We start from the raw sequence: 25,456 nt of genomic DNA on the forward strand, positions 1-25,456 counted from the left end.
CATGGACGTCTCCTGCGCTTTCCCGACCGCACTGGCCACTCCGGACGACATCGTCGTGGCCGAAGAGCTGGGCTACAAACGGGCCTGGGTCTACGACACACCCCAGCAGAGCCCCGATGTGTGGATGACCCTCGCGCTGGCCGCCGAGCGGACCGAGCGGATCGGGCTCGGCCCCGGCGTGCTGGTGCCCAGCCTCCGGCATCCGATGGTCAACGCCGCGGCGACCGCCACCCTCGCCGCGCTGGCGCCCGGTCGGGTCGCGGTCTCCTTCGGCACCGGGTTCACCGGCCGCCGCGCGATGGGGTACGGCGCGATCACGTGGTCCTATATGGACTCCTACATCCGGGCCTACCGCGGTCTTCTGCAGGGTGACGTCGTCGAGTGGGAAGGGGCGCGGATGCGGATGCTGCACCCCGGCGGGCACGCGCCCGCGCGGCCCGTCGACGTCCCCGTCCTGATCGGGGCGCTCGGCCCGAAGGGGCATCGGGTGGCCAAGGAGCTCGGCGACGGGCTGTACGTCACGCTGCAGCTGCCCGAGTTCATGAGCGAGTACTCGTGGGTGCCCTATCTCGTGTGGGGCACGGTGTTCGACGAAGGGGAACCGACCGACACCGAGCACGCGCGCCGGGCCGCCGGGCCCGGCTGGGCGCTGGCCTATCACGGCGCCTACGAATTCGGCGGGCCTTCCGCCGTGCGCGAACTCCCGGGCGGCCCGGAGTGGCTGGAGGTGGTGGAGCGGACGCCGGTGCGGCAGCGGCACCTCGCGGTCCACACCGGTCACTGCGTGGAGCTGGGGGAGGCCGACCAGGCGGCGTGGAAGGCCGGCGGCCACGAGATGGTGCGGGACGTGACGATGAGCGGCACGCCCGAGCAGATCCGGGAGCAGCTGGACGAGGTCGCCGCACGGGGTGTCACCGAGATCGTGTTCCAGCCGTGCGGGCCCGACCTCCGGGCCGAGCTCGAGCGGTTCTTCGCCGCCGCGACCGGGTGACCGGCGGGAGGACTTCGCCTGGGCCGCGTCGGCGGTGGCCGGTCGCGAGCGGCTAGGGTATCGGTATAACTATACCGACACCCTGGGACGCGAGGTACTCGTGATCGAACTGAAGACGCCTGCGGAGATCGACCGCATGCACGTGGCCGGGCGCTTCGTCGCGGAGGTGCTCTCCGAGGTCGGCCGGCTCGCCGACGTGGGCGTCAACCTCCTCGACCTGGAACACCACGCGCGCGGCATGATCAAGCGGCGCGGGGCGGAGTCGTGCTACTGGGACTACGCACCTTCCTTCGGCAAGGGGCCGTTCCGCAACGTCATCTGCCTGTCGGTCAACGACGCCGTCCTGCACGGCCTGCCCCACGACTACGTCCTGCGCGACGGGGACGTGGTCACCGCGGACCTCGCGGTCAGCATCGACGGCTGGGCGGCCGACTCGGCGCGCACGGTCATCGTCGGCACGGCCGCCGAGGAGGACCTGCGGATCATCCGCGCCACCGAAGTCGCGCTGGAGGCGGCGATCGAGGCGGCGCGCCCGGGCAACCGCCTCGGCGACATCTCGGCGGCGATCGGGGCGGTGGCCGCCGAGTACGGCTATCCGGTCAACACGGAGTTCGGCGGCCACGGCATCGGGCGCACCATGCACGAGGACCTCCACGTGCCCAACAAGGGCAACCCGGGCCGCGGCCTGAAGCTCCGGCCGGGATTGACCCTCGCACTGGAACCCTGGTTCGCCCGCACGACCGACCGGATCGTCTTCGACCCCGACGGCTGGACCATCCGCTCGGCCGACGGCTCACGCACGGCCCACTCCGAGCACACGATCGCCGTCACCGAGGACGCGCCGCTGGTCCTCACCCGGCGCGAGGCGGAACTGGCGGGGTAGTCACCCGCGGATGACAGCGGGCTCGCGGGGCCGGGTCGGGGCCGGGAAGCCGTAGCGGGCGTTGAGCACCTGCATGGCCGCGCCGGCCGCCACGACGTCCGTGCCCAGGGACGTCAAGGAGACCTCCACCGTGAGCCACTCGGCGCCCGGCACCTGGGTGCGCACCGCGTGTTCGACGGCGTCGCGGTAGAGCTCGCCGTGGGGGAGCAGGTCCGCGCCGCCGAGGACGATGTGGCCCAGGTCGAGTGTCTGGAGGAGGTTGACCACGCCGGTCGCGAGCACCGCGGCCGCCGTGGCGGGGTCGGGTGCCTGCTCGTGGACCGCTTCCAGGCACCCGTTCCGGCCGCAGGCGCAGCGCGGACCGTCGAGCTGGACGACCGCGTGGCCGAACTCGCTCGCGTTGGTGTGCGCTCCGCGGTGGGCGGCGCCGCCCAGCCACAGTCCGGCGCCGACCCCGGCGTCGACCACGACCAGGGCCGCGTCGCGGAAAGTCGTTCCGCGGCGCCAGGCTTCGGCCGTGACGCCGGCGGTGACGTCCTTGTCCAGGACCACGGGCAGGCCCAGGCGCTGCTCCGCGAGTTCGGCCAGCGGGACGTCACGCCAGTGCCGCAGCCGGTGGGCGCCGCGGACGGTGCCCGTCGACTGGTCGAGCGGCCCGATCATCCCGATGCCGACACCCGCGAGCTCGGAAGCGGCGAGACGGTGCTCGGCGAGCATCGCCGTGACGCCGGAGGCCAGCTCGTCCAGCAGCTGGTCCGGCGTGAAGTCGGCGGGTAGCGGCGTCGCGACCGAAGCACGGACGGTGCCGGCCAGGTCGGCGAGGACCAGGCGCAGTTCACGGCGGGTCACGTGCGCCCCGATCGCGTGGCGGCTGCCGGGGACGAGGCGGTAGACCGCGGCCGGCTTGCCGCGTGCCGGGCGCCGCACGCCGGCCGGTTCGAGCAGGCCTTCCTCGACCAGCCGGGCGAGCACCTTCGACACGGCCTGCGGGGTCAGCCCGGTGAGCTCGGCGACGGTGCCGCGTTCGAGCGTGGGGACCGTCCGGGCCAGCGCGATCACCAGCGCTTCGTGGTAGTCCCGCAGGAAAGCCAGGTGCACGGCGTCACCCTACCGCCGGGAGCTGGTATTAACGCAACAGCGTTGCTAAAGTCGCCGGAATGGATGATCTCTCCCGGCGACGCCGATGGGCGGCCCTGCTGGCCCTGGCCCTCGGCTCGGTGGCGATCGGGCTGACCGAGTTCGTGCCGGCCGGGCTGCTGCCGGACATCGCGCGCAGCGTGCTCGGGAACGCCGAACCGGATTCGGTCGCGCGGGCGGGGTGGATGATCACCGCGTACGCGCTGGGCGTGGTCGTGGGCGCGCCGGTGCTCGCCACGATCACCGCGCGGATGCGGCGCAAACGTTTGGTTCTCGGGCTGCTGGTGCTGTTCGTGCTCGGCACCGTCGCCTCGGCGGTGGCGTCGACGTTCGGCCTGGTGCTGGTGGCCCGGTTCGCCGCGGGCCTGCCGCACGGCGCGTACTTCGGGGCCGCCGGCCTGCTGGCGGCGACGCTGATGGGGCCGGGCAGCGAGGGCCGCGGGTTCGCCGTGGTGCTGAGCGGGCTGACCGTGGCCAACGTCGCGGGCGTCCCGGTGATCACCCGGCTCGGGCAGGCCGCCGGCTGGCGGACGGCCTACCTGGTCATCGCCGGCGTCTTCCTGCTCGCGCTGGTGGCGGTGGCGGCCACGGTGCCGGACGCGCCGGCGGCGGGCGGGTCACCGGCCGACGAGCTGCGCGCGCTGCGCAGCCCGCAGGTGTGGCTCGTCGCGGTGACGGCGTCGATCGGGATCGCCGGCTTCTTCGCCGTCGACAGCTACCTCGCGCCGATCACCACGTCGGTCACCGGGCTGTCACCGGGCGCGGTCCCGTGGGCCCTGGTCGCGGTCGGTCTCGGCATGACGGCAGGGAACTTCCTGGGCGGCTGGCAGGCCGACCGGAACCTGCGGCGGGCCATGGTCGTGGGCTTCGCCGCGGTGATCGCCGCGAACGTCTACTTCGGACTGATGGTGGGCTCGGCGTTCGGCCTGTTCACCGGCGCGTTCCTGATCGGCGGGACGATCCTGTTCCTGGGCCCGGTGCTGCAGGCCCGGCTGATCGCGGTGGCCCCGGGCGCCCAGCTGATGGGCGCGGCGCTGAACCAGTCGGCGTTCAACACGGCCAACAGCCTCGGGGCGGCGCTGGGGAGCGTGGTCATCGCGACGGGTCTGGGTTACCGCGCGACGGCGTGGGCGGGTGTGGTGGTGAGTGCGATCGGGCTCGTCCTGGCGGTGGCCGGGTTCGCGGTGGATCGTCGTCGCCGCGCCCGGACACCGGTGGACCAGCTCGTGCCCTGAGCGGTGGCTCAGCGCGGGCCGTCGCGCAGTACGCCGCGCACGTGGTCGACGGAAAGCGCTTCAGGGTCGAAGGCGGTCAGCAGCCAGGTCGCTCCGGCCCGTGCGTACGGCGCGCTGTCCTCGCCGGGTTCGACCTCCGCGACGTAGTCGAACGGCCCGGTTCCGGTGCGCAGCGCCTCGACCTGGGCCACGGCTTCGCCGAAGCGATCGGCGGAGTCGAGGTTCACCGGGAAGTAGCCGTCGAGGCGCGCGGCCCGGCGCATCGGGTTGAGCTTGCCGGGGAAGCCCGCCGCCCAGACCGGGATCCGCCGCGCCGGCGTCGGCAGGAACCGGATGCCGGCCACCGTGTAGTGCTCGCCGCGGTGGTCCACGACTTCGCCGGACCAGGCCGCGGCCAGGATGTCCAGTGCCTCGTCGAGCATGCGGGCGCGCACCCGGTCGTCGCACTCCTCGCCGGTGCGGGAGAACTCCTCCCCGAACCGGTCGCTGCCGAGGCCGACGCCGAGCGTGAGCCGGCCGCCGCCGAGGCGGTCGAGAGTCGCGGTCTCGCGGGCGAGCTTGACGGGGCGGCGGCGGGTGATCGCGCTGACCATCGGCCCGAAGCGCAGCTTCGACGTCGCGGTGGCGATCGCGGCCAGCGTGATCCAGGGATCGGCCACCGCGGCCACCGGCTCGCGCCAGCGGAGGTGGTCCCAGACGAAGAAGCCGTCCCAGCCCGCTTCTTCGGCATCGGCGGCGAGGCGGGCGACGAGCGCCGGGTCGGCCAGCTCGTCGAAGAGCGGGAGCCAGAGCGCGTGCTGTGGAGTCATGCCCGGCACGCTACCCAGACCGGGCGCGTTACGACATCCGGTGGTAATTCGGGCGCCGAAACCCGGAAAACGCGGTACCTCCGCCCGAACGGCGATACTCGTCGTGCCGAAATGCGCGATTCCCGTCGCTCTGGAGCGTGACGCACTTCCGGCGTTTCCCATCCTTCGGCGTATTCCCGCCATGATCTGCGTAGGCCGGATTTCCCCTCGGTAGCCCGTTGAGGGACTTGACACAGGGCGCTCCGGGTGACGTTCGCGGACTCGGCTAACGAATACCCGCGCGTTTCGTCTTTCCCAGGCACCCCACACCGAATCCGGCCTGCCGCCGGTGCTCGAAAGGGAAGTCCATGTCACGAAGATCAGTTTTCGTCGCCCTCACCGCGGTCGGCGCGCTGCTGGCCCCGGCCGCGGTGGCGGCCGCGGCCCCGCCGGGGGTCGACCCGGCCACCGTCGACCTCACGCTCGCCGCCGGGCAGAGCACCACCGTCACCAAGCACGTCACCACCTCCGCCGTGCCGCCGAACCCCGATCTCGTCCTGCTCGCCGACACCACCGGCAGCATGGGCGGCGCCATCACCAACGTCCGCGCGAACGCCAACGCCATCACCGGGGACGTGCTCGCAGCGCAGCCGACCGCGCAGTTCGGCGTCGCCGAGTACAAGGACTTCTCCGACTCCGTGCCGTTCAAGGTCAACCAGGGCATCACCGCCGACACCGGCGCGGTCCAGGCCGGCATCAACCAGTGGGCCGCGGGCGGCGGGGGCGACGGGCCCGAGGCCGACCTCAACGCCCTCTACGAACTGGCCACCGGCGCCGTCTCGTTCCGCCCGGACGGGACCCGCATCGTCGCGTGGTTCGGCGACGCGCCGTCGCACGACCCCAGCGGCGGGCACACCCTGGCCGACACGGTCGCCGCGCTCAAGGCGGCGAACATCCGGGTCGTCGCGGTGAACGTCGGCGCGCTCGACGCCACCGGCCAAGCCACGGCCATCACCGAAGCCACCGGCGGGGTGCTGCTGAACAACGTGCCGTCGAACCAGGTGTCGCAGGCCATCCTGGACGGCATCAAGTCCATCGAAGTGACGGTGACCCCGCACGTCACCAGCTGCGACCCGCAGCTGACGCTCACCAACGCCCCGGCGAGCGTCAAGGTGCCCAGCGGTGACGTCGCGACGTTCACCGAGACGATCGCCGCCGCGGCCGGTGCCGCCCCGGGCACCTACCACTGCTCGGTCGACTACCTGGTCGACGGCGTGTCCCGCGGCTTCGTCGAGACGACGACCGTGCGCGTGCTCGGCCTGGCCGTCAACGACGTCACGGTGACCGAAGGCTCCGGCGGCGCACCGGTGCCGGCCACCTTCACCGTGTCGCTGCTCGGCGGCGCGAGCCCGAACCCGGTGACCGTGCACTACGCCACCGCGAACGGGACCGCTGGCGCGCCGGCCGACTACGCCGCCGCCAGCGGTGACGTGTCCTTCGCGCCCGGTGAGACGGCCAAACCGGTGACCGTGCTGGTCAACCCCGACACCGTCGACGAGCCGGACGAGACGTTCACCGTGAACCTCTCCACCCCGGCCGGCGCCGGGCTGGTGGACCCGACCGGCGTCGGCACGATCGTCGACGACGACCGCGACGGCGCCTTCTCCTGCACCGGCACCGCGGCGAACGTCCTCGGCATCACCGCCGCCGTGGCGAACCCGCAGAACCTGCCCTGCGCCGACGACAGCAAGACCGTCCTCGACGCGACGCTCAACGCCGGTCTGATCAAGGTGCAGACCCACGCGCTGACCTCGTCGACCGACCTGAGCCCGGACAACCAGTCCGCGGCCCCGGCGGCCGGTGACCACGCGCAGGCGTCGGCCAAGATCGACAAGACGGTGATCAGCACGATCGGGCTCACGATCGAGCTGGGCGTGATCCAGTCCCAGGCGGCGGCGACCTGCCAGCCGGCGCCGGGCGGGCTCGCCCCGGTGCTGACCGGCAGCTCGAACGTCGCGTCGCTGAAGATCAACGGCGTCTCGGTCACGGTCGGCTCGGCGCCGCTGACCATCCCGCTGGTCATCGGCTCGCTGAAGCTGAACGGGCAGACCGTGGCGGGCGGCGTCGTGAAGCAGCAGGCGGTGGCGCTGGACACCGCGCTGGCGAAGATCGTGCTGGCGGAGTCCCAGGCCGACGTGCACGGCAGCGCCGCGCACCCGGCGGGCAACCCCTGCCGGCGCTGATCCGGTGAACACCCCGGGGCGGGCGGGTTTCCGCCCGCCCCGGGTCCCGTTCAGGTTGCCCTCGGGCGCTCGGGTCGGCGAGCATGGTGGCCGTGTCCGATGAGTCCCGGGGGAAGGCCATCCCGCCGCTGGCGGGGGAGGACCACGCCTGCGCCGGGTGCGGGCTTTCCTATCCCGCGCTCACGATCGAGGCCGCCGCCGCGATCATCGCGTCCCTGCCCGGCGCGGTGGACGCCGTGATCGGGGACGCGGTGCCGGACCTCCGGCACCGCCCTCGGCCGGACCACTGGTCGGCGCTGGAGTACCTGTTCCACCTGCGCGACGTGTGCGTCACGTACACGATCCGGTTGCATCGTGCCCGCACCGAGGACCGGCCCGTCCTCGAACCGATGCTCAACGACCTGCGGGCGCGGCGTTTCCGTTACAACGAACGGTTGTTCGACGGAGTACGCGACGAGTTGGCGGCCTGCGCCGCCGGTCTCAGTGACGAGATCGCGCGGCTGAGGCCACCGGACCTCGAACGCACGGTGACCCGTCTGCCGGGCGAACACCGTACGGCCCGCTGGCTGGTCCGCCAAGCCGCCCACGAGGTCACGCACCATCTCGAAGACATCCGGCACTGCCTGGCCGAGGCCGCGCTCCGCTCGCCATCGGCCGGCTCGCGTCGTGACGAGCAGTAGTAGCTGCCGGTCGACGTGCGGGAGATGGCTTCCGGAGGCGAGGCCGGCTCGTGGGGCTTAGCCGGCCACGATGGTCCGGCGCCGACGTTCGGCGCAGGTATCGGCCGCGGCGTCGAGATCGGCCGGCCGGGCGGTCATCCGGCCGGAGTGGGCAGCCGGTCGACGTGCGGAAGCGGCCGCCGGAGGCGGAAATCCGCCGGCCGCTCTTCAGCCGCCGCTACCCGGTGCCGATCGGAATCGGCACCGGGTAAGGGATTCCGGGTGACCCTCAGTCGGTGATGTGGTGGTCCGCGTCGATCACCGACCACGGGCCGTGCTGGAGGTCCGGGCCGAGGTACGTGTGGATCAGCAGGCCCAGCGTGTCGCGGGCGTACACCTCGATCGAGCGGCGGGACTGGTGCAAGACCGCCGTCGGGGTGCCGGTGATGTGCCAGTCGCCGATGACCGACCACGTGCCCGTGCGGCCGTCGCGGTCGAGGTAGTTGTGGATCAGCAGGCCGTTCACGTCGCGGCCGTAGACCTCGACCGCACCGGAGCTCGGGTTGTACGCCGCGGCCGGGGTGCCCGTCACGTGCCAGTCGCCGACGGCACTCCACGGGCCGTGCTGCAGGTCGCTGCCGAGGTACGTGTGGACGAGCAGACCGGTCGTCTCCCGGGCGTAGACCTCCACGGACCGGCGCTGGTCGTTGAAGACCGCCGTGGGGTCGTCGGTGAGGTGCCGGTCGCCGACGGCGCTCCACGGGCCGTGCTGCCCGTCGTTGCCCAGGTAGGTGTGGATCAGCAGGCCGGACGTCGTTTCGCGGGCGTAGACGTCGACCGCGTCCGACACCGGGTTGTACACCGCCGAAGGCGTTCCCTCGAAGTGCCGGTCGCCCACCACCGACCACGGGCCGTGCTTGAGGTCGCTGCCGAGGTAGGTGTGGATGAGCAGGCCGCTGACGTCCCGGCCGTAGATCTCCACCGCGCGGCTGCGGGGGTTGTAGGTCGCGGCCGGCGGCGTGGTGATGTGCCAGTCGCCGATGACGTCCCACGGGCCGTACTGGCCGTCGCGCCCGATGTAGGTGTGGATCAGGAGGTCCTTCGTGTCACGGGCGTAGACCTCGACGGCGCCGGAGTTCGGGTTGTACACCGTGACGGGCTTGCCGACGATGTGCCAGTCACCGTGGGTGCTCCAGGCACCCGACCGGCCGTCGGGGCTCAGGTAGGTGTGCGCGAGCAGGCCGTCGGTGTCGCGGGTGAACATCTCCACCGACGCCGTCAGCCCGTTGTAGGTGCCCTGGGCACCCGGGGTGGGTGCGAGGGCGGGGTTCGCGACCGTGTTGAAGCGGTAGAGGTTGTACGTGACCATCAGGTTGATGATCGTGTTCGAGTAGTTGACGTCGGTGGCGTAGCCGGCCCGGTGGACCTCGCGGATGAACTGGTCCGGGTCGCCCGTGTAGTTGAAGGCGTTGGCGTAGCGCGTGTTCTCGCGCAGGAACCGGCCGTGGTCGCGGAACGAGTCCTCCATGGACGCGTACATCCGGAAGTCGGCGTAGGTCTCGTAGCAGGTGCCGTCCGGGTTGCACTCGAACGTCTTGAGCCGCGCGCACCCGGTGGCGATCGGGCCGGGGACGCCGCCCGAGCACTTGATGCCGAAGTGGTTGTTGTTCGGCGCGGCCGTGCCCCAGGCGGACTCCTGGATGGCCTGCGCCACCGTGACCGACGCGGGCACGCCGTACTCGGCCTGGCCGCGTTGGGCGGCGGGCCCGGCGGCGTTGATGAAGTCCTCCTGGCTGCCGGCCGCGATGGCGACCGGTGCCGTCTCGCCGTCCCGTGCGGCGTCGGCGATCACCGCGGGGGCGTCGGGTGGCGGTGCCGCCTGGGCGATGCCGCCGGCGAACTGGGCCGCGAACAACGTGACGGCGACCGTGAAGAGGCGTCGCCGGGCGTGGGTTCTGGTCATGGTGCTCAGCGTGCGGCGCGGGTCTCCGGAGAACCTGTGAGCCGGTTTTGAGACGGCACCACGGACGGCCGCGGCTCGGCCCCTTCGCGGCTGCCGTGGCGGCCGAAGATCGCCGATGCCTCCGCCCAGGCAGCGTCGGCCGCGGCCGGGTCGCCGGCCGCCGCGAGGGCGACGGACAGGTCGCGCAGGGTCCGCGCCCGCCACAGCGGCAGGCTCAGGGCGTCCCACCAGTGCAACGCGTGCTCGAGGAGCTCCTTCGCCGCGGCGGGACGTCCCTGCGCGAGCTCCAGTTCGCCGAGGGTCCGGGTGATGAGGGCCTGCCCGAAGCTGTCCTGCATCTCGTTGCAGACGGCGAGGCCGTCCCGCAGGGCCGGGCCTGTGCTCGCGTCGCCCCGGCGCAGTCGTGCCTTCGCCAGCGCCTGGGTGGTGTAGGCGATCATCAGCCGGTCACCGATCCGGTGGAGCACGCCGAGCGCGCGCTCGCACAGCCCGATCGCCGCGTCCCAGTCGCCCTCCGCCCGCCGGACCAGGCTGAGGGACCGCAGCACGAGCGCGACGCCGTGGTCGTCGCCTTGCCGCTCGTAGATCAGCCGCGCCTGCTCACCGGCGCTCCAGGCGGCCGGGAGGTCGCCGCGTTCGGTGTGGGTCAGGGCCGCGGTGTGGTGGGCGCGGGCGAGCAGCACCGGATCGTCCATCACCCGCAGCACCGGGATGGTCTCGTCGAGCAGCGCGATCGCGTCGGCGAGGTCGCCGCGTTCGCGGTGGACGCGGCTGAGCTCGAGCCGGGTCCGCGCCTGCTGCGGGAGGTCGCCCGCCGTCACCCAGCAGGCGAGGGCCCGCCCGTAGTAGTCGGCCGACTCGTCGAGGCGGTCCTGCTCGTAGCGCAGCCACCCGAGCCCGCCGAGCAGCCGGGCTTCCGCCGCCCGGTCGCCGGTGCGCTCCGCGGCCGCCAGGGCCGCCTGGTGCGTGCGCCACCAGAGGCTGAACTGGTTGGTGAGGGCGAACGACGACGAGCTGAGGGCCGCGGCCAGCCTGGAGGCGAGCGCGCTCAGGTCGAGTGCGGCCGCGCGTTCGACGACGGCGACCAAGCCGGCCTGCTCGGCTTCGAACCACTGTTCCGGTTCGGCGAGGAGGTCCGCGACCAGTGCGTCGTCCAATGTGGACGCCGACTCGGCGGCGATGACCTCGGCGGCGCCGGGCATCCGGATGGCAGCGTGCTCCATCAGCGCCAGGTATTCGCCGGCGGCGCGGGTCACCGCGGACTCGAGCTCTTCGCGGGTTTCTTCGGCCTCGGCGCGTTCCCGGCCGAAGGCGCGGGTGAGGTCGTGCAGCGCGTAACGCTCGCCCGAGGCGTCCGCGAGGCGGCTGTCCACCAGGTGCTCGACGACGTCCTCGGCCATCGCGGGCGAACAGCCGAGCAGCGGCGCCAGCAGCCACGAGGCGAACGAGGAGAGCTCCAGGTACCCGAGCCGGCGCAGCGCCGTCCGGGCGGGCCCGGACAGGCCGGCGTAGCTCAGCGCCAGGCTGCCCCGCACTTCGAGGTCGCCGACGCGCAGTTCGCTCAGCACCGTGCGTTCCGACCGGAGGCGCCGGGCCAGCTGGGCCAGCGGCCACTGCGGGCGCGCCGCCAGCCGGGCCCCGGCGATCCGCACGGCGAGCGGCAGGCGGCCGCAGAGACGGGCGATCTCGGCCGCCACCGCCGGTTCCCGCCCGGCTCGCCCGCCGCCGACCACCGCGTCGAGCAGCCGCACCGCCTCTTCTTCGGACAGCACGCCGAGTTCGCGCTGCCGGGCGCCTTCCAGCGCGCCCAGCCGTTGCCTGCTGGTGACCAGGACCGCGCACCCCCGGCCGCCCGGCAGCAGCGGCCGGACCTGCTGTTCGCCGGCGGCGTCGTCGAGCACCACGAGCACCCGGCGCCCGGCCAGCTCGGAGCGGTAGCGGGCGATCCGGTCGTCCAGGCCCGCCGGGATGGCCGCCTCCGGCACGCCGAGCGCCCGCAGGAACCCGCCGAGGACGTCCGCGGGATCCGCGGCGGCCGGGCGCGTGCCGGCGAGGTGGGCGTACAGCTGCCCGCCGGGGAACTCGGCGCGGACCTGGTGGGCGACGTGCCGCACGAGAGTGCTCTTGCCCGCTCCGGGCGGGCCGGACACCGCGGCCACGCGCACCGCCGTGCCCGGCTGGCCGGACAGCAGCCCGGCCAGGGCCAGGACGTCGTCGTCGCGGCCGGTGAAGTCCGCGATGTCCGTCGGCAGCTGGGCCGGCACCGCGACGGCCGGGCCACCGGCGGCCGCGGCGTTGTCGGCCTGCAGCACCCGCTCGTGCGCGGCGCGCAGCTCAGGGCCGGGTTCGACGCCGAGCTCGTCGACCAGCTCGGTCCGCACGGCGCGGTAGTGGGCCAGTGCCTCCGTGCGGCGGCCCGCCTGGTGCAGCGCGGTGATGCGGTGGGCCTGCAGCCGTTCCCGGAGCGGGTGCTGCCCGGTCAGCGCGGTGAGCTCGCCGACCAGCCGGTCGCCCCAGCCCAGCGTCAGCTCGGCGGCGAGCCGTTCCTCGACGGCGACCAGGCGCAGCTCCTCCAGCCGGGCGCGCTCGGCGTCCGCCCAGCTCCCGGTGACGCCGTCCAGCGGGCGGCCGCGCCACAGGTCCAGCGCCGAACGCAGCTTTTCGGCGGTCACCGCGGGGTCGTCGGCGCCGCGGGCTTCGGCCACCGTGCGGGTGAACAGCTCGACGTCGACCGCTTCGGGCGGCAGGTCCAGCAGGTAGCCGCCGCCGGCGCGCACGACGACGTCGCCCAGCAGGCGGCGCAGCCCCGAGATGTAGGTGTAGAGCGCACCGCGGACGTCGGCCGCCGGGCTGTCTTCCCACAGCGCGTCGACCAGCCGGTCCAGCGACACCGCGTGCCCGGCGTGCAGCGCCAGGACGGCGATCAGGGCCCGCGGCTTCGGGCCGCCGAGCACCACGGCCCGGTCCCCGTCCCGCACTTCGACCGCACCGAGCAATCCCACCCGCAAGCCGTCCCCTCCCCAAGGATCCGCGACCGGACGAACCGGACCAAACGTAGCCTTGCCGGTGATCGCGGACTTCTCAAGACCGGCTCGCAGATTTCTCGCAGAGCGGTGCACGACGCTGAGCGGGATCGACGGGCGGAACCGCCGCCCGTCGCCGCGATGGGCACGGGAGTCTTGCGATGAGAACGAAACCGCCGGGCCGGCTCCGGCCGGCCGGCTTGCTGGTCACGGCCGCGCTGACGGTGCTGCTGGCCCTCCCGCTCGGGGCCGTCCCCGCGAGCGCCGCGACCGGCCAGGACGTCGTCCAGGTCGCCTCCGGCCAGCTCGGCAAGGGGTGCGACGGCAACGGCTGGCGCTGCGACCCCGGCGCTTGGTGCGCGGACTTCCTCAAGTGGGTCTGGGACCGGGCCGGGATCGACACGGCCGGGATCACCCCGGCGGCCGGGAGCGTCGTCGTCTACGGGAACAACCGCGGCACGGTGACCGGGACGCCGCACGTCGGTGACGCGATCGTCTACAACTACGACGGCGCCGCCTACGCCGACCACGTCAACATCGTCACCGCCGTCCGCGACGACGGCCTGGTGCAGACGATCGGCGGCAACCAGGGCGCCTCCCCGGGCATCGTCAGCTTCACCGACTGGCACCGGCCGGGCGCGGACATGAACGCCACCCCGACGATCGTCCGCCCGGTCGGGATCCAGGACGCGCCGGCGCCCGGCCTCGCACCCGTCCAGGGCAGCCAGGGCACCTACAACGCGCTCACGGCGTCGGTCGAGATGTTCGCGCGCGGCACCGACAACCTGCTCGGGCACACCTACCTCGGCCCCGACGGCCGGTCGGGTGCCTGGAGCACCCACGGCGACTGGGCGCTCGCCAGCCAGCCGGTGTCGGTCTACAACCCGAACTCCGGGGCCGTCGAGGTCTACGCCCGCGACACCCTGGGCCTGCTGATCCACACCTACATCGGCCGCGACGGGCAGTACGGGCCCTGGGACGTCGTCGGTGATCGGCACATCGCCGGCCGTCCGTCGGTGGTCTACAACCCGAACTCCCGGGCCGTCGAGATCTACGCCGTCGGCACCGACGGCAAGCCCGTCCACACCTACCTCGGCGCCGACCTCAAGCACGGCCCGTGGACGGTGGCGGGGGAGTGGGTGCTGACCGACTCGCCTTCGGTGGTCTACAACCCCGTGTCCCGCGCCGTCGAGGTTTACGGGCGCGACACCTTGGGCCTGCTCGTGCACAGCTACCTCGGCGCCGACGGCCAGTACGGGCCGTGGGACGTCGTCGGTGACTGGCACCTGGCGAGCCGTCCGGTCGCGGTCTACGACGACTACCGCCGCTCGGTGGAGATCTACGCCCAGGACACGAAGAACCTGCTGATCCACACGTACCTGGGCAGCGATCTCAAGCACGGCCCGTGGTCGGTCGTCGGCGACTGGCACATCTACGCGCCGCCGGTCCCGGTCTACAACCCGAACTCCGGCGCCGTGGAGATCTACGGGCACGACGCGCAGAACCTGCTGATCCACTCCTACCTCGACAAGAACGGCCAGCACGGCGCGTGGTCGGTGGTCAGCGGCACCCCGGTGCGGGGCCTGCTGACGGCGATCTACCACGAGTCGCGCCGGTCGGTCGAGATCTACGCCCGCGGCGACGGCGACCTGCTGGTGCACACCTACCTGGGCAGCGACCTGCAGCACGGGCCGCTGACGGTGGTCGAAGGCGGGCACGCGGTCGTCGGCGACTGAGGCGCGCGCCGATGGGGCACCGGGGGATCAGGGGGGTTCGCGGTGCCCCACCGGCGGGCTCAGACGGCGGCGAGCCGGCGGAAGCGGCTGCCGTGGAACACCAGGGGCGGGTTCTCCGCCGTGTGCAGGGCCGTGGATGCGCAGCAACGCGATCAGGTGGTCGCCGGCGGGGACTTCCTCTTCCAGTGAGCACTCGAGCCACGCGCTCGAGCCCGTGATGAACACGCTGCTGTCCGGGCCGGTCTGCCAGGAGATGTCCCGGAACCGGTCACCGTGGCGGGCCGACAGCTTCAGGCACGCCTCGTCCTGGCCCTCGGCCAGGACGCTCAGCCCGAGGCGGCGCCGGTCGCGCAGCCGGGGCCAGGTCGAGGAGGTGCGCTGGATGCAGATCGACACCAGCGGCGGGGACAGCGAGACCGACGTGAACGAACTCGCGGCCATCCCGTGAGGGCGGCCGTCGATGAGGGCGCACACGGCGGTGACGCCGGACGGGAAGCACCCGAACGCTTCGCGCAACCGGCTTTCGGACGTCACGGGCTGCAAGGCGGTCATCGATGTCCTTTCACGATCGGTGGACGCAGGACTCGCACTTCCGGGACCGGGCCCTCGAAGCGCTCGACGTCGACGGCCGCGTGCTGGCCCGCGCAGCCCTGCGACAGCCGCGACGACGGCACGTCGGCGGTCAGGACGTTCGGGTTGCCGTGCGCGCACAGCGGGCCCGACGGGTGGTCGTCGACCGGGTCGAACCACGCGCCCGTCGGGAGCTGGACCACGCCGGGCCGGAGCGCGTCGTCGAGGACCGCGCCCGCCAGGCACGCGCCGCGCGTGTTGAACACCCGGACGACGTCGCCGGTCGCGATGCCCCGGGCCGCCGCGTCGGCCGGGTTGAGCCGGATCCGCTCGCGGCCCGCCACCTTGCCCGCGCGGCTCGTGTCGCCGGCGTCGAGCTGGCTGTGCAGGCGGGTGTGCGGCTGGTTCGCGATCAGCCACAGCGGCCCGGACTCGCTCGGCGGCAGCCAGACCGGGTGGCCGGGGCAGTCGGCGTACCCGAACCCCGCGACGGTCGCCGACGTGAGCTCGATGCGGCCGCTCGGCGTGCGCAGGGGATGGGCGACCGGGTCGGCGCGGAAGTCCGCGAACAGCGTGTGGTGTTCGCGGCCGGGCGGGAGCCGCAGCTCCCCGGCGGCCCAGAACTCGGCGAACGAAGGCGTGTCCCGCCAGCCGCCGTAGAGGTGTTCCAGCCACTGCCGGGCCGTCCGGCCTTCCGTGAATTCCCCGGCAACGCCGAGACGCGCCGACAACCCGGCGAAGATCGCGTAGTCGTCCCGTGCTTCGCCCGCGGGCGGGGCGATCCGGTGCATGGCGATCACGTGCGTGTCGCGGCGGCCGGAGCCGATGTCCTCGCGCTCCAGCGCGGTCGTGGCGGGCAGCACGATGTCGGCGTGGCGGGCGGTCGCCGTCCAGTGCGGCTCGTGGACGACCACCGTGTCCGGCCGGGTGAACGCGCGGCGCAGGCGGTTGAGGTCCTGGTGGTGGTGGAACGGGTTGCCGCCCGCCCAGTACACGAGCCGGATGTCCGGGTAGCGGCGGACTTCGCCGTTGTAGTCGTAGGTCTCGCCGGGGTGCAGCAGCAGATCGGCGATCCGCGCGACGGGGATGAACTCGCCGACCGGGTTCACGCCTTGGGACAGGGACGGGATCCGCAGCTCGGGGCCGGTGTCGCCGACGTCGCCCATCGAGCCGTAGCCGTGGCCGAACCCGCCGCCCGGCAGGCCGATCTGCCCCAGCATCGCGGCCAGCGCGATGCCCGCCCACACCGGCTGCTCCCCGTGTTCGGTGCGCTGCAACGACCACGTGACGGTGATCAGCGTCCGTTTCGCCGCCATCTCGCGGGCCAGTGCGACGATGTCGGCGGCCGGGATGCCGGTGAGGCCGGCGGCCCACGCGGCGTCCTTCGGGTCGTCGAGCAGGTAATGCTCGAACTCCGGGTAGCCGGTGCAGTAGCGCTCGAGGAACGCCCGGTCGTGCAAGCCCTCGACGACGAGCGTGTGAGCCAGCGCCAGCATCAGCGCGGTGTCGGTCGCCGGCCGGATCGGGTACCACCGAGCGTCCACTGTGGACGGGAGGTCGTCGCGCAGCGGGCTGACGAGCGCGACCCGGCCGCCGAAGCGCGCGAGGTGCCCGGGAGTCCCGTGGACCGTGACCCCGCCGGGCGTGACGAAGACGTTCTTCTCCGGCACGCCGCCGAACGCGACGATCAGCTCGGTGTGCGCGGCGATCGTCGGCCAGGTCGACGCCTGCCGCAGCACCGCGTGCGGGTCGCCGACGACGTGCGGCAGCAGCACCGACGACGTCCCGTTGCTGTAGGAGTTCCGTGACGACGTGAAGCCGCCGATGGTGTTCAGGAACCGGTGCAGCTGGCTCTGCGCGTGGTGGAACCGCCCGGCGCTGGCCCAGCCGTAGGAGCCGCCGAAGATCGCCTGGTTGCCGTGCTCGGCCCGGACGCGGCCGAGCTCGCCGGCCAGCCGGTCGAGCACCTCGTCCCACGGCACCTCGACGAACTCGTCGCGGCCGCGCCGGGCGTCCGGGCCGGGGCCGTCTTCGAGCCAGCCGCGGCGGACCGCCGGCCGGGCCACCCGGGTGGGGTGGTCCAGCGCGGCGGCCAGGTTGCCCAGCAGCGGCGACGGCGCCGGGTCGGCCGGGTGCGGCTCGACCCGCAGCCGGCCGTCGGCGTCGACCTCGGCGGAAAAGGCGCCCCAGTGCGATGTGCTCGGCTTCATGCCCCGACGGTAACCGCGTCGGCCCGCTCCCGGACGAGCTTGATCAGGGTGCCGTAGTCGCGGGCGTCGGCCAGCGGCGAGAACCCGCGGATCAGCAGCGTGCCGACGCCGAGCCGGACGTAGTCCAGCAGCGAGTCCGCGACCTGCTCGTAGCTGCCGACCAGCGCGGTGGAGTTCCCCGCCGCGCCGGTCGTCTTGGCCACCGCCGTCCACAGCCGTTCGTCGACCACTTCACCGGTCGCCGCGGCCTCCAGGAGCCGCCGCGACCCGACGGCCTCGCTCGAGTCGCGGCGGCCCTTGAACTCGCCGACGCGGTCCTGGGTCAGCCGCAGGATCTCGCGCGCCCGCTCCCACGCCTCGGCTTCGGTGGCCGCCGGGATCGGCCGGAGGCTGACGCTGAACGCGATGTCCCGGCCGGCCGCGGCCGCGCGGACCTCGTCGATGCGCTCGGCGATCCCGGCCAGCGGCTCGCCCCAGAACGCGTAGACGTCGGCGTGCTTGCCGCCGACCCGGATCGCGTCGGCGGACGCGCCGCCGAAGTACACCGGGATCCCGCCGGCCGGGCGGACGTCGGAGAGGCCGCCGCGGACCCGGTAGAACTCGCCCTCGTGGTCGAACGGCTCGGCCGAGTCCCACGTCCGCCGCACGACCGAGAGGAAGTCGTCGGTGCGGCGGTAGCGGGTGGGCTTGTCGGTGAAGTCGCCGTCGCGGGCCTGGTCGGCGTCGTCGCCGCCGGTGATCACGTGCAGTGCGATCCGGCCGGGGTGGAACGCGTCGAGCGTGGCGAACTTGCGGGCCAGCTGGGTGGGCGCGACGAACCCGGGCCGGTGGGCGAGCAGCACGCCGAGCCGCTCGGTGGCGGCCAGGACCTGGTCGGCGAGCACGAACCCGTCCGGGCTGCTCGCCGACTGGGCGATCAGCACCCGGTCGAACCCGGCCTCTTCGTGCGTGCGGGCGACTTCGCGCAGGTAGCCGGGCTGGATGATCGGGCCTTCCGGCGCGATGATCTCGCTGGCCTGGCGGCCGGCGGCGTAACCGATGAACTCGAGCGTCACGGGGTCTCCTGTCCCAAGGCGCGGGCGGCGGCGAAGATGTCGCTCATCCGCCAGCTTTCGTTCGGATGGGTGCGGCGCGCCCGGCCCCAGCCGGAGTCGCGCCGGTACTGCGCGGGCCAGTCACCGGCCCGCACGGCGGTTTCGTCGACGGTGACGGGCGTACGGCAGTCCGGATCGACGAACAGCGCGTCGACCGGGCAGTAGAGCTCGCAGAGGAAACAGGTCTGGCAGTCGGACTGCCGCGCGATGACCGGCACGGCATCGGGAACAGCGTCGAAGACGTCGCTGGGGCACACCTGGACGCACTTGTCGCAGGCGATGCAGCGATCGGCGAGCACGAGTTCGATCATGCGACGGCCTGCCAGGTCGGGTCGTCGGTGCGCCAGTGCATGCCGAGGGTCTCGCGCCGGCGCATCGCGGCGGTCTTGACCCAGCGGCCCATGGCGACCAGCGACGCCGTTTCGCGCGCGGTCACGGCGTCGCGGCCCTCACCGGTCAGCGCGGTTTCGACCTCTGCCCACAAAGTATCCAATGTAGACAAAGAGCTTCGGAGACCGGCTTCGTCGCGGAACATGTTCTTGTCGTAGGCGTTCAGCTCCTCCCGCACGACGTCGGCCACGGCGGTGGTGTCCACAGTGGCCCGTCGCCCGCTCGGCCGGATCCCCGCCCGCCCCGCCGGACGCAGGGGAGCCGCGAGGGCACCGCGCGCGTACCGGACCGCGGCCCGGCCGGCCCAGGTGCCCGATGACACCGCCCACGCGGAGTTCGGCGACCCGCCGCCGGAGATCGCGCCGACGACCGGGACCCGGCTCGCGACGTCACCGGCCGCGAACAGCCCAGGCACGCCAGTCGCGCAGTCGGGCGCGGCGACGGCCAGCCCGCCGACCCCGCGGATCGTGCCCTCGCCGAGCAGCGTCACTTCGAACGGCTGGGTGTACGGGTCGAGGCCGCGGCGGGTGAACGGCAGCAGGAAGTTCGGCTGGACCACGGGCATCTTCCGGCGTACCCAGTCCGGCGCGCGGTCGAGCGTCGTGAACACCGGGCCGCGCAGCAGGGCCGCGCCGAGGACGCGGTTGCGGTCCGGGCCGGACGGCAGCGCGATCTCGTGGCCGTCGGCGTCGGTGAAGGTGCCGAACAGGTACGACATCGACCGCGCCATCGTCGAGTACGCCGGTGCCAGGGTGTAGTAGTTCGAGAACTCCAGGCCGGACAGCCGCGCGCCGGCTTCGACGGCCATCAGGTGCCCGTCGCCGGTGTTGCCGCGGGAGCCGAGCAGGTGCGAGCGGAACGCCGTGCCGCCGGTGGCCAGCACGACCGCGCCCGCGCGGACCCGCCAGTTCCCGCCCGCCTGCCGCCGGACCCCGGCCGCGCCCCCCACCGAACCGTCCGGGCGCAGCAGCAGTTCGAGCGCCGGGTGGTGGTCGAGGATCCGGACCCCGGCGCGGTGGACGAGGCCACGCATCGCGCGCAGGTACTCCGGCCCGCGCACGTTGTTCGTCCGGTCCGGCTGTCCGTTGTGGACGGGGAACGGGTAGTAGCGGTCCAAGGTGGGCAGCCGGTCCCAGGTCGTGCGCAGCACCCGCAGCGCCTGCTCGGGATCGGCGAGCCCGCCGGCGTGCGCGTGCCGCTCGGTCACCGCGCGCTCGTGGTCCTCGGGCCGGACGAACCAGTGCGTGACCCCGGCCGTGGCGGTGACGCCGCTGGTGCCGCAGTAGCCCTTGTCGGCGAGCACGACGTCCCCGCCGGCCTGGGCCGCGGCCAAGGCCGTCCAGGTCGCCGCGAGGCCGCCCCCGATGACCAGCACGTCGGCGTTCACCGGGTCTCGGCCAGTTCGGCGACGCCGAGTTCGGCGAGAAGGCGATGACGCAGCTCGTCGAACTCGGGGTTGCGACGGCTGCGTTCGCCGTCGAAGGTCACGCGGTGGTCGGCGGCGAGCCGCCCGGACCGCATCGCGACCACGCGGTCGGCGAGCAGGATGGCCTCGTCGACGTCGTGGGTGACGAGCAGGACGGCCGGGCGGTGCGCGGCGACGAGCTGCCGGACCAGGGCGTGCATCTTGATCCGGGTGAGCGCGTCCAGGGCGGCGAACGGCTCGTCGAGCAGCAGCAGACGCGGCTCTCGCACCAGGGCCCGGGCGAGCGCGACGCGCTGAGCCTCGCCGCCGGACAAGGTGACCGGCCAGGCGTCGAGGTGCCCGGCCAAGCCGACTTCGGCCAGCGCACGTGCGGCAGCCTCGCGGGGGAGGCCGACGGCGACGTTCTGCCAGACCCGCCGCCACGGCAGCAGCCGGTGCTCCTGGAAGACCACCATCCGCTCGGCCGGGGCGTCGACGTCACCGCCGTCGGGGGCGTCGAGCCCGGCGAGCAGGCGCAGCAACGTCGTCTTGCCGCAGCCGCTTTCACCGATCAGCGCGACGAACTCGCCGGGCGCGATGTCGAGGTCGAGTCCACTCAGGACGGTCCGGTCGCCGAAGTTCTTGGTGAGCCCGCGTACGCGGACGGCGGTCGTCACAGCTTCACCGCGTGGTCGGCGATGGTGATCGGGCCGCTGAGGATCTTGCGCTGGGAGAGCCAGTCGGCCCCGCGCTGCAGCTGCGCGATCCCGTCGTCGTCGATCAACGAGAGCTTCGTCCGGACGTTCTTCGCGGCCATCTTGTCCAGCACGGCCTGCGGGTAGTGGGAAACGGCGTTGCCGATGTCCAGGGACTCCTTGTAGTGCTGGTTCTGCCACTCGTAGTCGGCCTGGAACGCCGCGATCACCTTGCGGATCGTGTCGGCGTTCTGCTCGGCGTAGTCGCGGCGGACGAGGAAGCTGGTGAAGTCGATCTGGAAGTCCAGCTCGTCGCCGTCGACGAAGATGGGCTTCGCGCCGTACTGGACCTCGGCGATCTCGCGGAAGCCCTGCCAGATGGCCCAGGCGTCGATCTTCCCGGCGCCGAACGCGGCCGACGCCTCGGGCGGGTTGAGGTAGGTGATCTTCACCGAGTCGCGCGGCACGTGGTACTTCTCCAGCGCGGCCACCAGCAGGAACTCGCCGAGCCCGGCTTTGTTGACCGCGACGGTCTTGCCCACCAGGTCGGTGACTCTCCCGATGCCGGTGTGCGCGCCGGCGACGATCGCGGTGGTCCGCGGGGTCGACGCCGCCCAGGCGACGTAGACGAGGTCGGCGCCCGACAGGATCGCCTGGTCGGCCGGGGTGGTGCTGCCGCCGAAGCTGAAGTCGGCGGTGCCGCCGACGACCGCCTGCAGCGTGGGCGCGTGGTTGGGGAACGGCCCGACCCACTCGACCGCGATGCCCTGGCCGGCGAGCGTCTTCTCGAGCACACCACGGGCTTTGGGGACGGAGATGGTGCTGTAGGTCAGGCGCACCTTGCCCTGGGTGGCGCCGCCGGCCGAACCGGTGGCGCAGGCGGCGAGCGGGGCGGCCAGCGCGGTGAGTCCGGCGGCGGTCAGGAACGTGCGTCGCGAAAGTGTCATGGCGGTTCCTCAGGCGGTCAGGCGGGCGTAGGTGGGGTGCCAGCGCAGCAGCCGGCGCTCGAGCAGGCGGGTGACGAGGTCGCAGAGGACCCCGATCACGGCGTAGATGAGCACGACGAGCACGATCACGTCGGTCTGCAGGAACTCGCGGGCGTTGGTGGCCATGAACCCGAGCCCGGCGTCGGCGCCGAGCGTCTCGGCGATGACCAGCGCGAGCCAGGCCGCGGTGAGCGAGAGCCGCAGCCCGCCGAGGATCGACGGCAGTGCGCCCGGCAGCACGACCCAGCGGATCCGCGCGGCCCGGCCGAGGCCGACGACGTCGGCCATCTCCAGCAGCTTCGGGTCGATCTGCCGGATGCCGAGCACGGTGGTCAGGTAGAGCGGGACCGCGGTGCCGAGTGAGATCAGGAAGATCTTCCCGGCCTCGCCGATCCCGAACCAGACGATGACCAGCGGCAGGATGGCCAGGAACGGCACCGCGCGCACCATCTGGATGCTGCGGTCCAGCAGTGCTTCGGCCACTTTGGACAGTCCGACCAGCAGCCCGGCCCCGAGGCCGAGGCTCGCGCCGATCGCGAACCCGGTGGCCGAGCGCCGGAGGCTGGCGAGCAGGTTGGCCACGAGCTCGCCGTCGGCCAGCAGGTCGCCCGCCTTCGCCAGCACGCTGCTCGGTGCGGGCAGGACCTGCTGGGGCAGGATCCCGGTCCGGGCCAGCAGTTCCCAGAAGACGAGCAGGGCCACCGGCGTCAGCCACGACACGGCCCGGTACGGGAACCGGACCCCGGCGGGCGGCCGTTCGAGGACGCGCGTCACCGCGGATCGAGTCCGGAGTCGATGTACTCGGCCAGCTTCTTGCCGCCCGGGAACAGGCCTTGCTGCACCCAGGTGTCGTAGGTCTTCTGCAGCTGCGCGGCGAGCGCGGCGTCGACCGGGATCCGCTGGTAGGTCGTCTCGTCCGGCCGAACCTGCGTCGCGATCTCCAGGGGCTGGTGGGCGAAGCCGGCGTACCACTTGTCGAACGCGCCGGGGTTGTCCTTCGACCAGGCGTAGCTCTTGTCGACGCGGCTCGCGAAGTCCTGGATGGCCGTGCGCTTGCGGGGATCTCCCAAGGCTTTGTCGGTGGCCGACAGCACGTTGAGGCCGGAGTTGATGCCCGCGCCGTCGGACAGGACGCGGGCGCCGAGCTCGCCGCGGGCCCGGGCGGCGTAGACGCTCCAGGTGGCCCAGGCGTCGATGTTGCCGGTCGAGAACGCGCCGTTCGCTTCGGACGGGGCGAGGAAGTTGAGCGTGACGTCCTTGTCCGAGAGACCGGCTTGTTTCAGTGCGCCGATCACGAGGTAGTGCGCGACGCTGCCGCGGGTCGTCGGGGAGATGCGCTTGCCCTTGAGGTCGGCGACCGTGCGGGCGGGACTGTCCTTCGGCACCAGCAGGTAAGTGCCCTTGCCGCCGTTGCTCCAGGCCGCGGCGACCTTGATCTTGGAGCCGCCGGCGATCGCGGTCACCGTGGGGGAGTCGTTGGCGCCGCCGATGTCGATGGCGTCCGCGCGCAAGGCCTCGTGCAGGTTGACCGCGGCGGCGAACTGCGACCACTCGATCTTGTAGGGCAGGTTGTCGAGCAGCCCGGCCGCCTTCAGCCGGGACTGCGTGGCACCGGTCTGGTCGCCGACGCGCAGCACGACCTCGCCGGAAGCGTCCGAAGTGGACGATCCGCACGCCGTCAGCGTGGTGAGGCCGAGCAACGCGGCCACGAGCAGGGCGAGCCGGGGTTTCGAGGGCATGCGGGAACTCCCCAATGCGGTGTCGGCCGCGGAGATTCGGTGTCGGGGGCCGGGCTAATCAGTCACCGGCATGTGTCTATTTTCCCCGGGGCCGGGGGAGAGTCAATGCTCGCGCCGTGGTTCCCACGAGCCGGGAAGGCTCTACAGTGGACGGTCGCCGGCCGCGGCGCGCACCGCGTCGAGGTATTCCCGCAGCGGACGCCAGCCGGGCACGACGAACCGGCCGCCGGGACCGGTGAAGGTCAGCGTCGGCAGGGCGTAGCGGACGTGGTGCTCCAGGTGCTTCGCGCGGCCGCTGTGCGGTCCGGGCGCGGTGATGTCGAGGACTTCCGGGCACGGGGAGCGGGTCTCGCGCCAGTCGGCGCGGACGGCCTGGCGGACTTCGTCACTCAGCATGGCCGCGTGCAACGCCTCGACGTCGAGGCCGGGGACGTCCTCGACGGCCGCGAGCACGCGATCGGTGTCGTCGGCCGGGGTGCCGTGCACGAACGTCGTCTCGCGCAGCCGGCTCAGGACGAGCTCGGCGACCGTTTCCCCTTGCGCTTCGGCGGCTTTCGCGGCCAGCGAGGCCGGCCAGCTCGTCTTCGCGACCCAGCACAGGCGTGGCGGTTTCGGGGCGCCGGTGTGCTCGGTGACGCCGTCGATGAACTTCGCGTACCAGGCGGCTTCCGCGGCCGGGTCCGGCGCGGGGTCCTCGTCGTCGTCGAAGAGGATGCCGAAGACCCGGCGCCACCGGACGCCGGCGAGCTCCGCGCGCAGCAGGCGGAACTTCGGCTCCGAACCCCAGGCCCACGGGCAGGCGGGATCGGTGTACTCGACGACTTCGAGCGCCGGCGCCACGGGTCAGTCCTCGGGCACGTCGACCGGCGACCACAGGCTCGGCAGGTTGACCACGACGCCCTCCTGGCTGCTGCGGGCGATGATGACCACCGCCTCTTCGTCGGTCGGGTTCTCCTCGCGGTGCGGGACGTACGGCGGCACGAAGATGTAGTCGCCGGGACCGGTTTCGATGCGGATCTCCTCCTCGCCGTCGGCGAAGACGAACACCGGGTGGCCGGACTTGACGTAGATCGCCGTCTCGGCCTCGCCGTGGTGGTGGTCGCCGGAGTTGGTGACCGGCGCGACGTGCGTCTCGCCCATCCACACCTTCGACGAGCCGACGGTCTTGCCGGAGATGGCCTCCAGGCGCGTCATCCCGGTGGTCTGGTTGGTGTCGCCGGTCAGGTCCGCGCCGCGGATGTGCCGCAGCGGCTGGTGCCACAGGTCGGTCATGGGATTCCTTCTCCTCAGGTGGCGACCCGGGCGGGGGCCGCGTGGGTGAGCAGGCCGGCGATCGTCGTCGCGCGCAGGATCGCGTCGAGCCCGGCCTCGACGTCCGACCAGAACGGGGTCAGGCCGGCGGCGGTGCCGTGGTAGGCCAGGGCGGGCCGGGCCTCGCCGCGGACGGAGAGGAACTCGCCGTCGACCGCCACGACGGCGTCCCGCACGGTGATCTCGCCGGCCGCCCTGGCCAGCCAGTAGCCGCCCTCGCAGCCGCGCTGGCTGCGGACCAGCCCGGCCTGGCGCAGGTCGCGGATGACCGCCTTGATGAACCGCGCGGGGATGTCCTGGGTGGACGCGACGGCTTCGCACGTGATCGGCCGCGTGGTGTCCGCGGCGAGCTCGAGCAGCACCCTGATCGCGTAGTCCGCTCTGGCCGAGATGCGCAT

22 protein-coding genes are annotated in these 25,456 nt (G+C 73.0%); 6 read left to right on the top strand and 16 right to left on the bottom strand.

Features of this window, described 5'->3' with window-relative positions; all coding sequences use genetic code 11:
• Position 1: 1 nt before the first annotated feature.
• Positions 2–991, top strand: a complete 990-nt coding sequence (locus QQ657_RS01235) for an LLM class flavin-dependent oxidoreductase (protein ID WP_284740125.1) — start codon at positions 2–4, stop codon at positions 989–991.
• 100 nt (positions 992–1,091) lie between these two features.
• Entirely contained in the window at positions 1,092–1,874 is a 783-nt protein-coding gene (gene map, locus QQ657_RS01240; RefSeq protein WP_284740126.1) for a type I methionyl aminopeptidase, read from the top strand.
• On the opposite strand, the gene QQ657_RS01245 is transcribed toward map, so the two are convergent.
• On the bottom strand, positions 1,875–2,972 hold the full coding sequence (locus QQ657_RS01245) for an ROK family transcriptional regulator (protein WP_284740127.1): 1,098 nt from the start codon (positions 2,970–2,972) through the stop codon (positions 1,875–1,877).
• A gap of 59 nt (positions 2,973–3,031) precedes the next feature.
• On the opposite strand from QQ657_RS01245, the gene QQ657_RS01250 reads away from it, so the two are divergent.
• Positions 3,032–4,246, top strand: coding sequence for an MFS transporter (locus QQ657_RS01250; protein WP_284740128.1), 1,215 nt, complete (start codon positions 3,032–3,034; stop codon positions 4,244–4,246).
• Positions 4,247–4,254: 8 nt separating this feature from the next.
• On the opposite strand, the gene QQ657_RS01255 is transcribed toward QQ657_RS01250, so the two are convergent.
• Positions 4,255–5,055, bottom strand: coding sequence for an LLM class flavin-dependent oxidoreductase (locus QQ657_RS01255; RefSeq protein ID WP_284740129.1), 801 nt, complete (start codon positions 5,053–5,055; stop codon positions 4,255–4,257).
• Positions 5,056–5,402: 347 nt separating this feature from the next.
• On the opposite strand from QQ657_RS01255, the gene QQ657_RS01260 reads away from it, so the two are divergent.
• Together QQ657_RS01260 and QQ657_RS01265 are read left to right on the top strand one after the other, a co-directional pair.
• A complete protein-coding gene (locus QQ657_RS01260) occupies positions 5,403–7,277 on the top strand; it encodes a Calx-beta domain-containing protein (protein WP_284740130.1) in 1,875 nt (624 codons plus the stop codon).
• Between the two features lie 92 nt (positions 7,278–7,369).
• Positions 7,370–7,957, top strand: a complete 588-nt coding sequence (locus QQ657_RS01265; protein WP_284740131.1) for a DinB family protein — start codon at positions 7,370–7,372, stop codon at positions 7,955–7,957.
• Positions 7,958–8,225: 268 nt separating this feature from the next.
• On the opposite strand, the gene QQ657_RS01270 is transcribed toward QQ657_RS01265, so the two are convergent.
• Both QQ657_RS01270 and QQ657_RS01275 read right to left on the bottom strand, forming a co-directional pair.
• Positions 8,226–9,899, bottom strand: a complete 1,674-nt coding sequence (locus QQ657_RS01270) for a glucosaminidase domain-containing protein (protein ID WP_284740132.1) — start codon at positions 9,897–9,899, stop codon at positions 8,226–8,228.
• Between the two features lie 5 nt (positions 9,900–9,904).
• Positions 9,905–12,901: an AfsR/SARP family transcriptional regulator gene (locus QQ657_RS01275; RefSeq protein ID WP_284740428.1), complete on the bottom strand. Its 2,997-nt coding sequence runs from the start codon at positions 12,899–12,901 to the stop codon at positions 9,905–9,907.
• Positions 12,902–13,083: 182 nt separating this feature from the next.
• Here QQ657_RS01275 and QQ657_RS01280 point away from each other — a divergent pair, with 182 nt between their 5' ends.
• Positions 13,084–14,658, top strand: a complete 1,575-nt coding sequence (locus QQ657_RS01280) for a DUF8189 domain-containing protein (protein WP_284740133.1) — start codon at positions 13,084–13,086, stop codon at positions 14,656–14,658.
• A gap of 27 nt (positions 14,659–14,685) precedes the next feature.
• Here QQ657_RS01280 and QQ657_RS01285 read toward each other — a convergent pair whose 3' ends face one another.
• From QQ657_RS01285 to QQ657_RS01340, 12 genes are all read right to left on the bottom strand, one after another.
• The gene (locus QQ657_RS01285) at positions 14,686–15,210 is read right to left on the bottom strand and encodes a flavin reductase family protein (protein ID WP_284740134.1); all 525 of its coding nucleotides are present in this window, start codon (positions 15,208–15,210) and stop codon (positions 14,686–14,688) included.
• Entirely contained in the window at positions 15,207–17,438 is a 2,232-nt protein-coding gene (locus QQ657_RS01290) for a molybdopterin-dependent oxidoreductase (RefSeq protein ID WP_284740135.1), read from the bottom strand. The genes QQ657_RS01285 and QQ657_RS01290 overlap by 4 nt, the downstream gene beginning before the upstream one ends.
• Positions 17,435–18,493: an LLM class flavin-dependent oxidoreductase gene (locus QQ657_RS01295; RefSeq protein ID WP_284740136.1), complete on the bottom strand. Its 1,059-nt coding sequence runs from the start codon at positions 18,491–18,493 to the stop codon at positions 17,435–17,437. The genes QQ657_RS01290 and QQ657_RS01295 overlap by 4 nt, the downstream gene beginning before the upstream one ends.
• Entirely contained in the window at positions 18,490–18,843 is a 354-nt protein-coding gene (locus tag QQ657_RS01300; RefSeq protein WP_284740137.1) for a 4Fe-4S dicluster domain-containing protein, read from the bottom strand. Before QQ657_RS01300 ends, QQ657_RS01295 begins: the two co-directional genes overlap by 4 nt.
• On the bottom strand, positions 18,840–20,309 hold the full coding sequence (locus QQ657_RS01305; RefSeq protein WP_284740138.1) for an FAD-dependent oxidoreductase: 1,470 nt from the start codon (positions 20,307–20,309) through the stop codon (positions 18,840–18,842). Before QQ657_RS01305 ends, QQ657_RS01300 begins: the two co-directional genes overlap by 4 nt.
• Positions 20,306–21,004 (bottom strand): ABC transporter ATP-binding protein, encoded by a 699-nt coding sequence (locus QQ657_RS01310; RefSeq protein ID WP_284740139.1) that lies wholly within the window; start codon positions 21,002–21,004, stop codon positions 20,306–20,308. Before QQ657_RS01310 ends, QQ657_RS01305 begins: the two co-directional genes overlap by 4 nt.
• Complete coding sequence (locus QQ657_RS01315; RefSeq protein WP_284740140.1) at positions 21,001–21,969, bottom strand: ABC transporter substrate-binding protein; 969 nt, start codon at positions 21,967–21,969, stop codon at positions 21,001–21,003. The genes QQ657_RS01310 and QQ657_RS01315 overlap by 4 nt, the downstream gene beginning before the upstream one ends.
• Before the next feature lie 9 nt (positions 21,970–21,978).
• Positions 21,979–22,782, bottom strand: coding sequence for an ABC transporter permease subunit (locus tag QQ657_RS01320; RefSeq protein ID WP_284740141.1), 804 nt, complete (start codon positions 22,780–22,782; stop codon positions 21,979–21,981).
• The gene (locus QQ657_RS01325) at positions 22,779–23,747 is read right to left on the bottom strand and encodes an ABC transporter substrate-binding protein (protein WP_284740142.1); all 969 of its coding nucleotides are present in this window, start codon (positions 23,745–23,747) and stop codon (positions 22,779–22,781) included. Before QQ657_RS01325 ends, QQ657_RS01320 begins: the two co-directional genes overlap by 4 nt.
• Before the next feature lie 141 nt (positions 23,748–23,888).
• Positions 23,889–24,587, bottom strand: coding sequence for a DsbA family oxidoreductase (locus QQ657_RS01330; protein ID WP_284740143.1), 699 nt, complete (start codon positions 24,585–24,587; stop codon positions 23,889–23,891).
• Positions 24,588–24,590: 3 nt separating this feature from the next.
• Positions 24,591–25,019: a cupin domain-containing protein gene (locus tag QQ657_RS01335; RefSeq protein ID WP_284740144.1), complete on the bottom strand. Its 429-nt coding sequence runs from the start codon at positions 25,017–25,019 to the stop codon at positions 24,591–24,593.
• Positions 25,020–25,033: 14 nt separating this feature from the next.
• Positions 25,034–25,456, bottom strand: coding sequence for an RrF2 family transcriptional regulator (locus QQ657_RS01340; protein WP_284740145.1), 423 nt, complete (start codon positions 25,454–25,456; stop codon positions 25,034–25,036).

This window comes from Amycolatopsis ponsaeliensis (assembly GCF_030182635.1).
In the GTDB taxonomy this organism is placed as follows: domain Bacteria; phylum Actinomycetota; class Actinomycetes; order Mycobacteriales; family Pseudonocardiaceae; genus Amycolatopsis; species Amycolatopsis ponsaeliensis.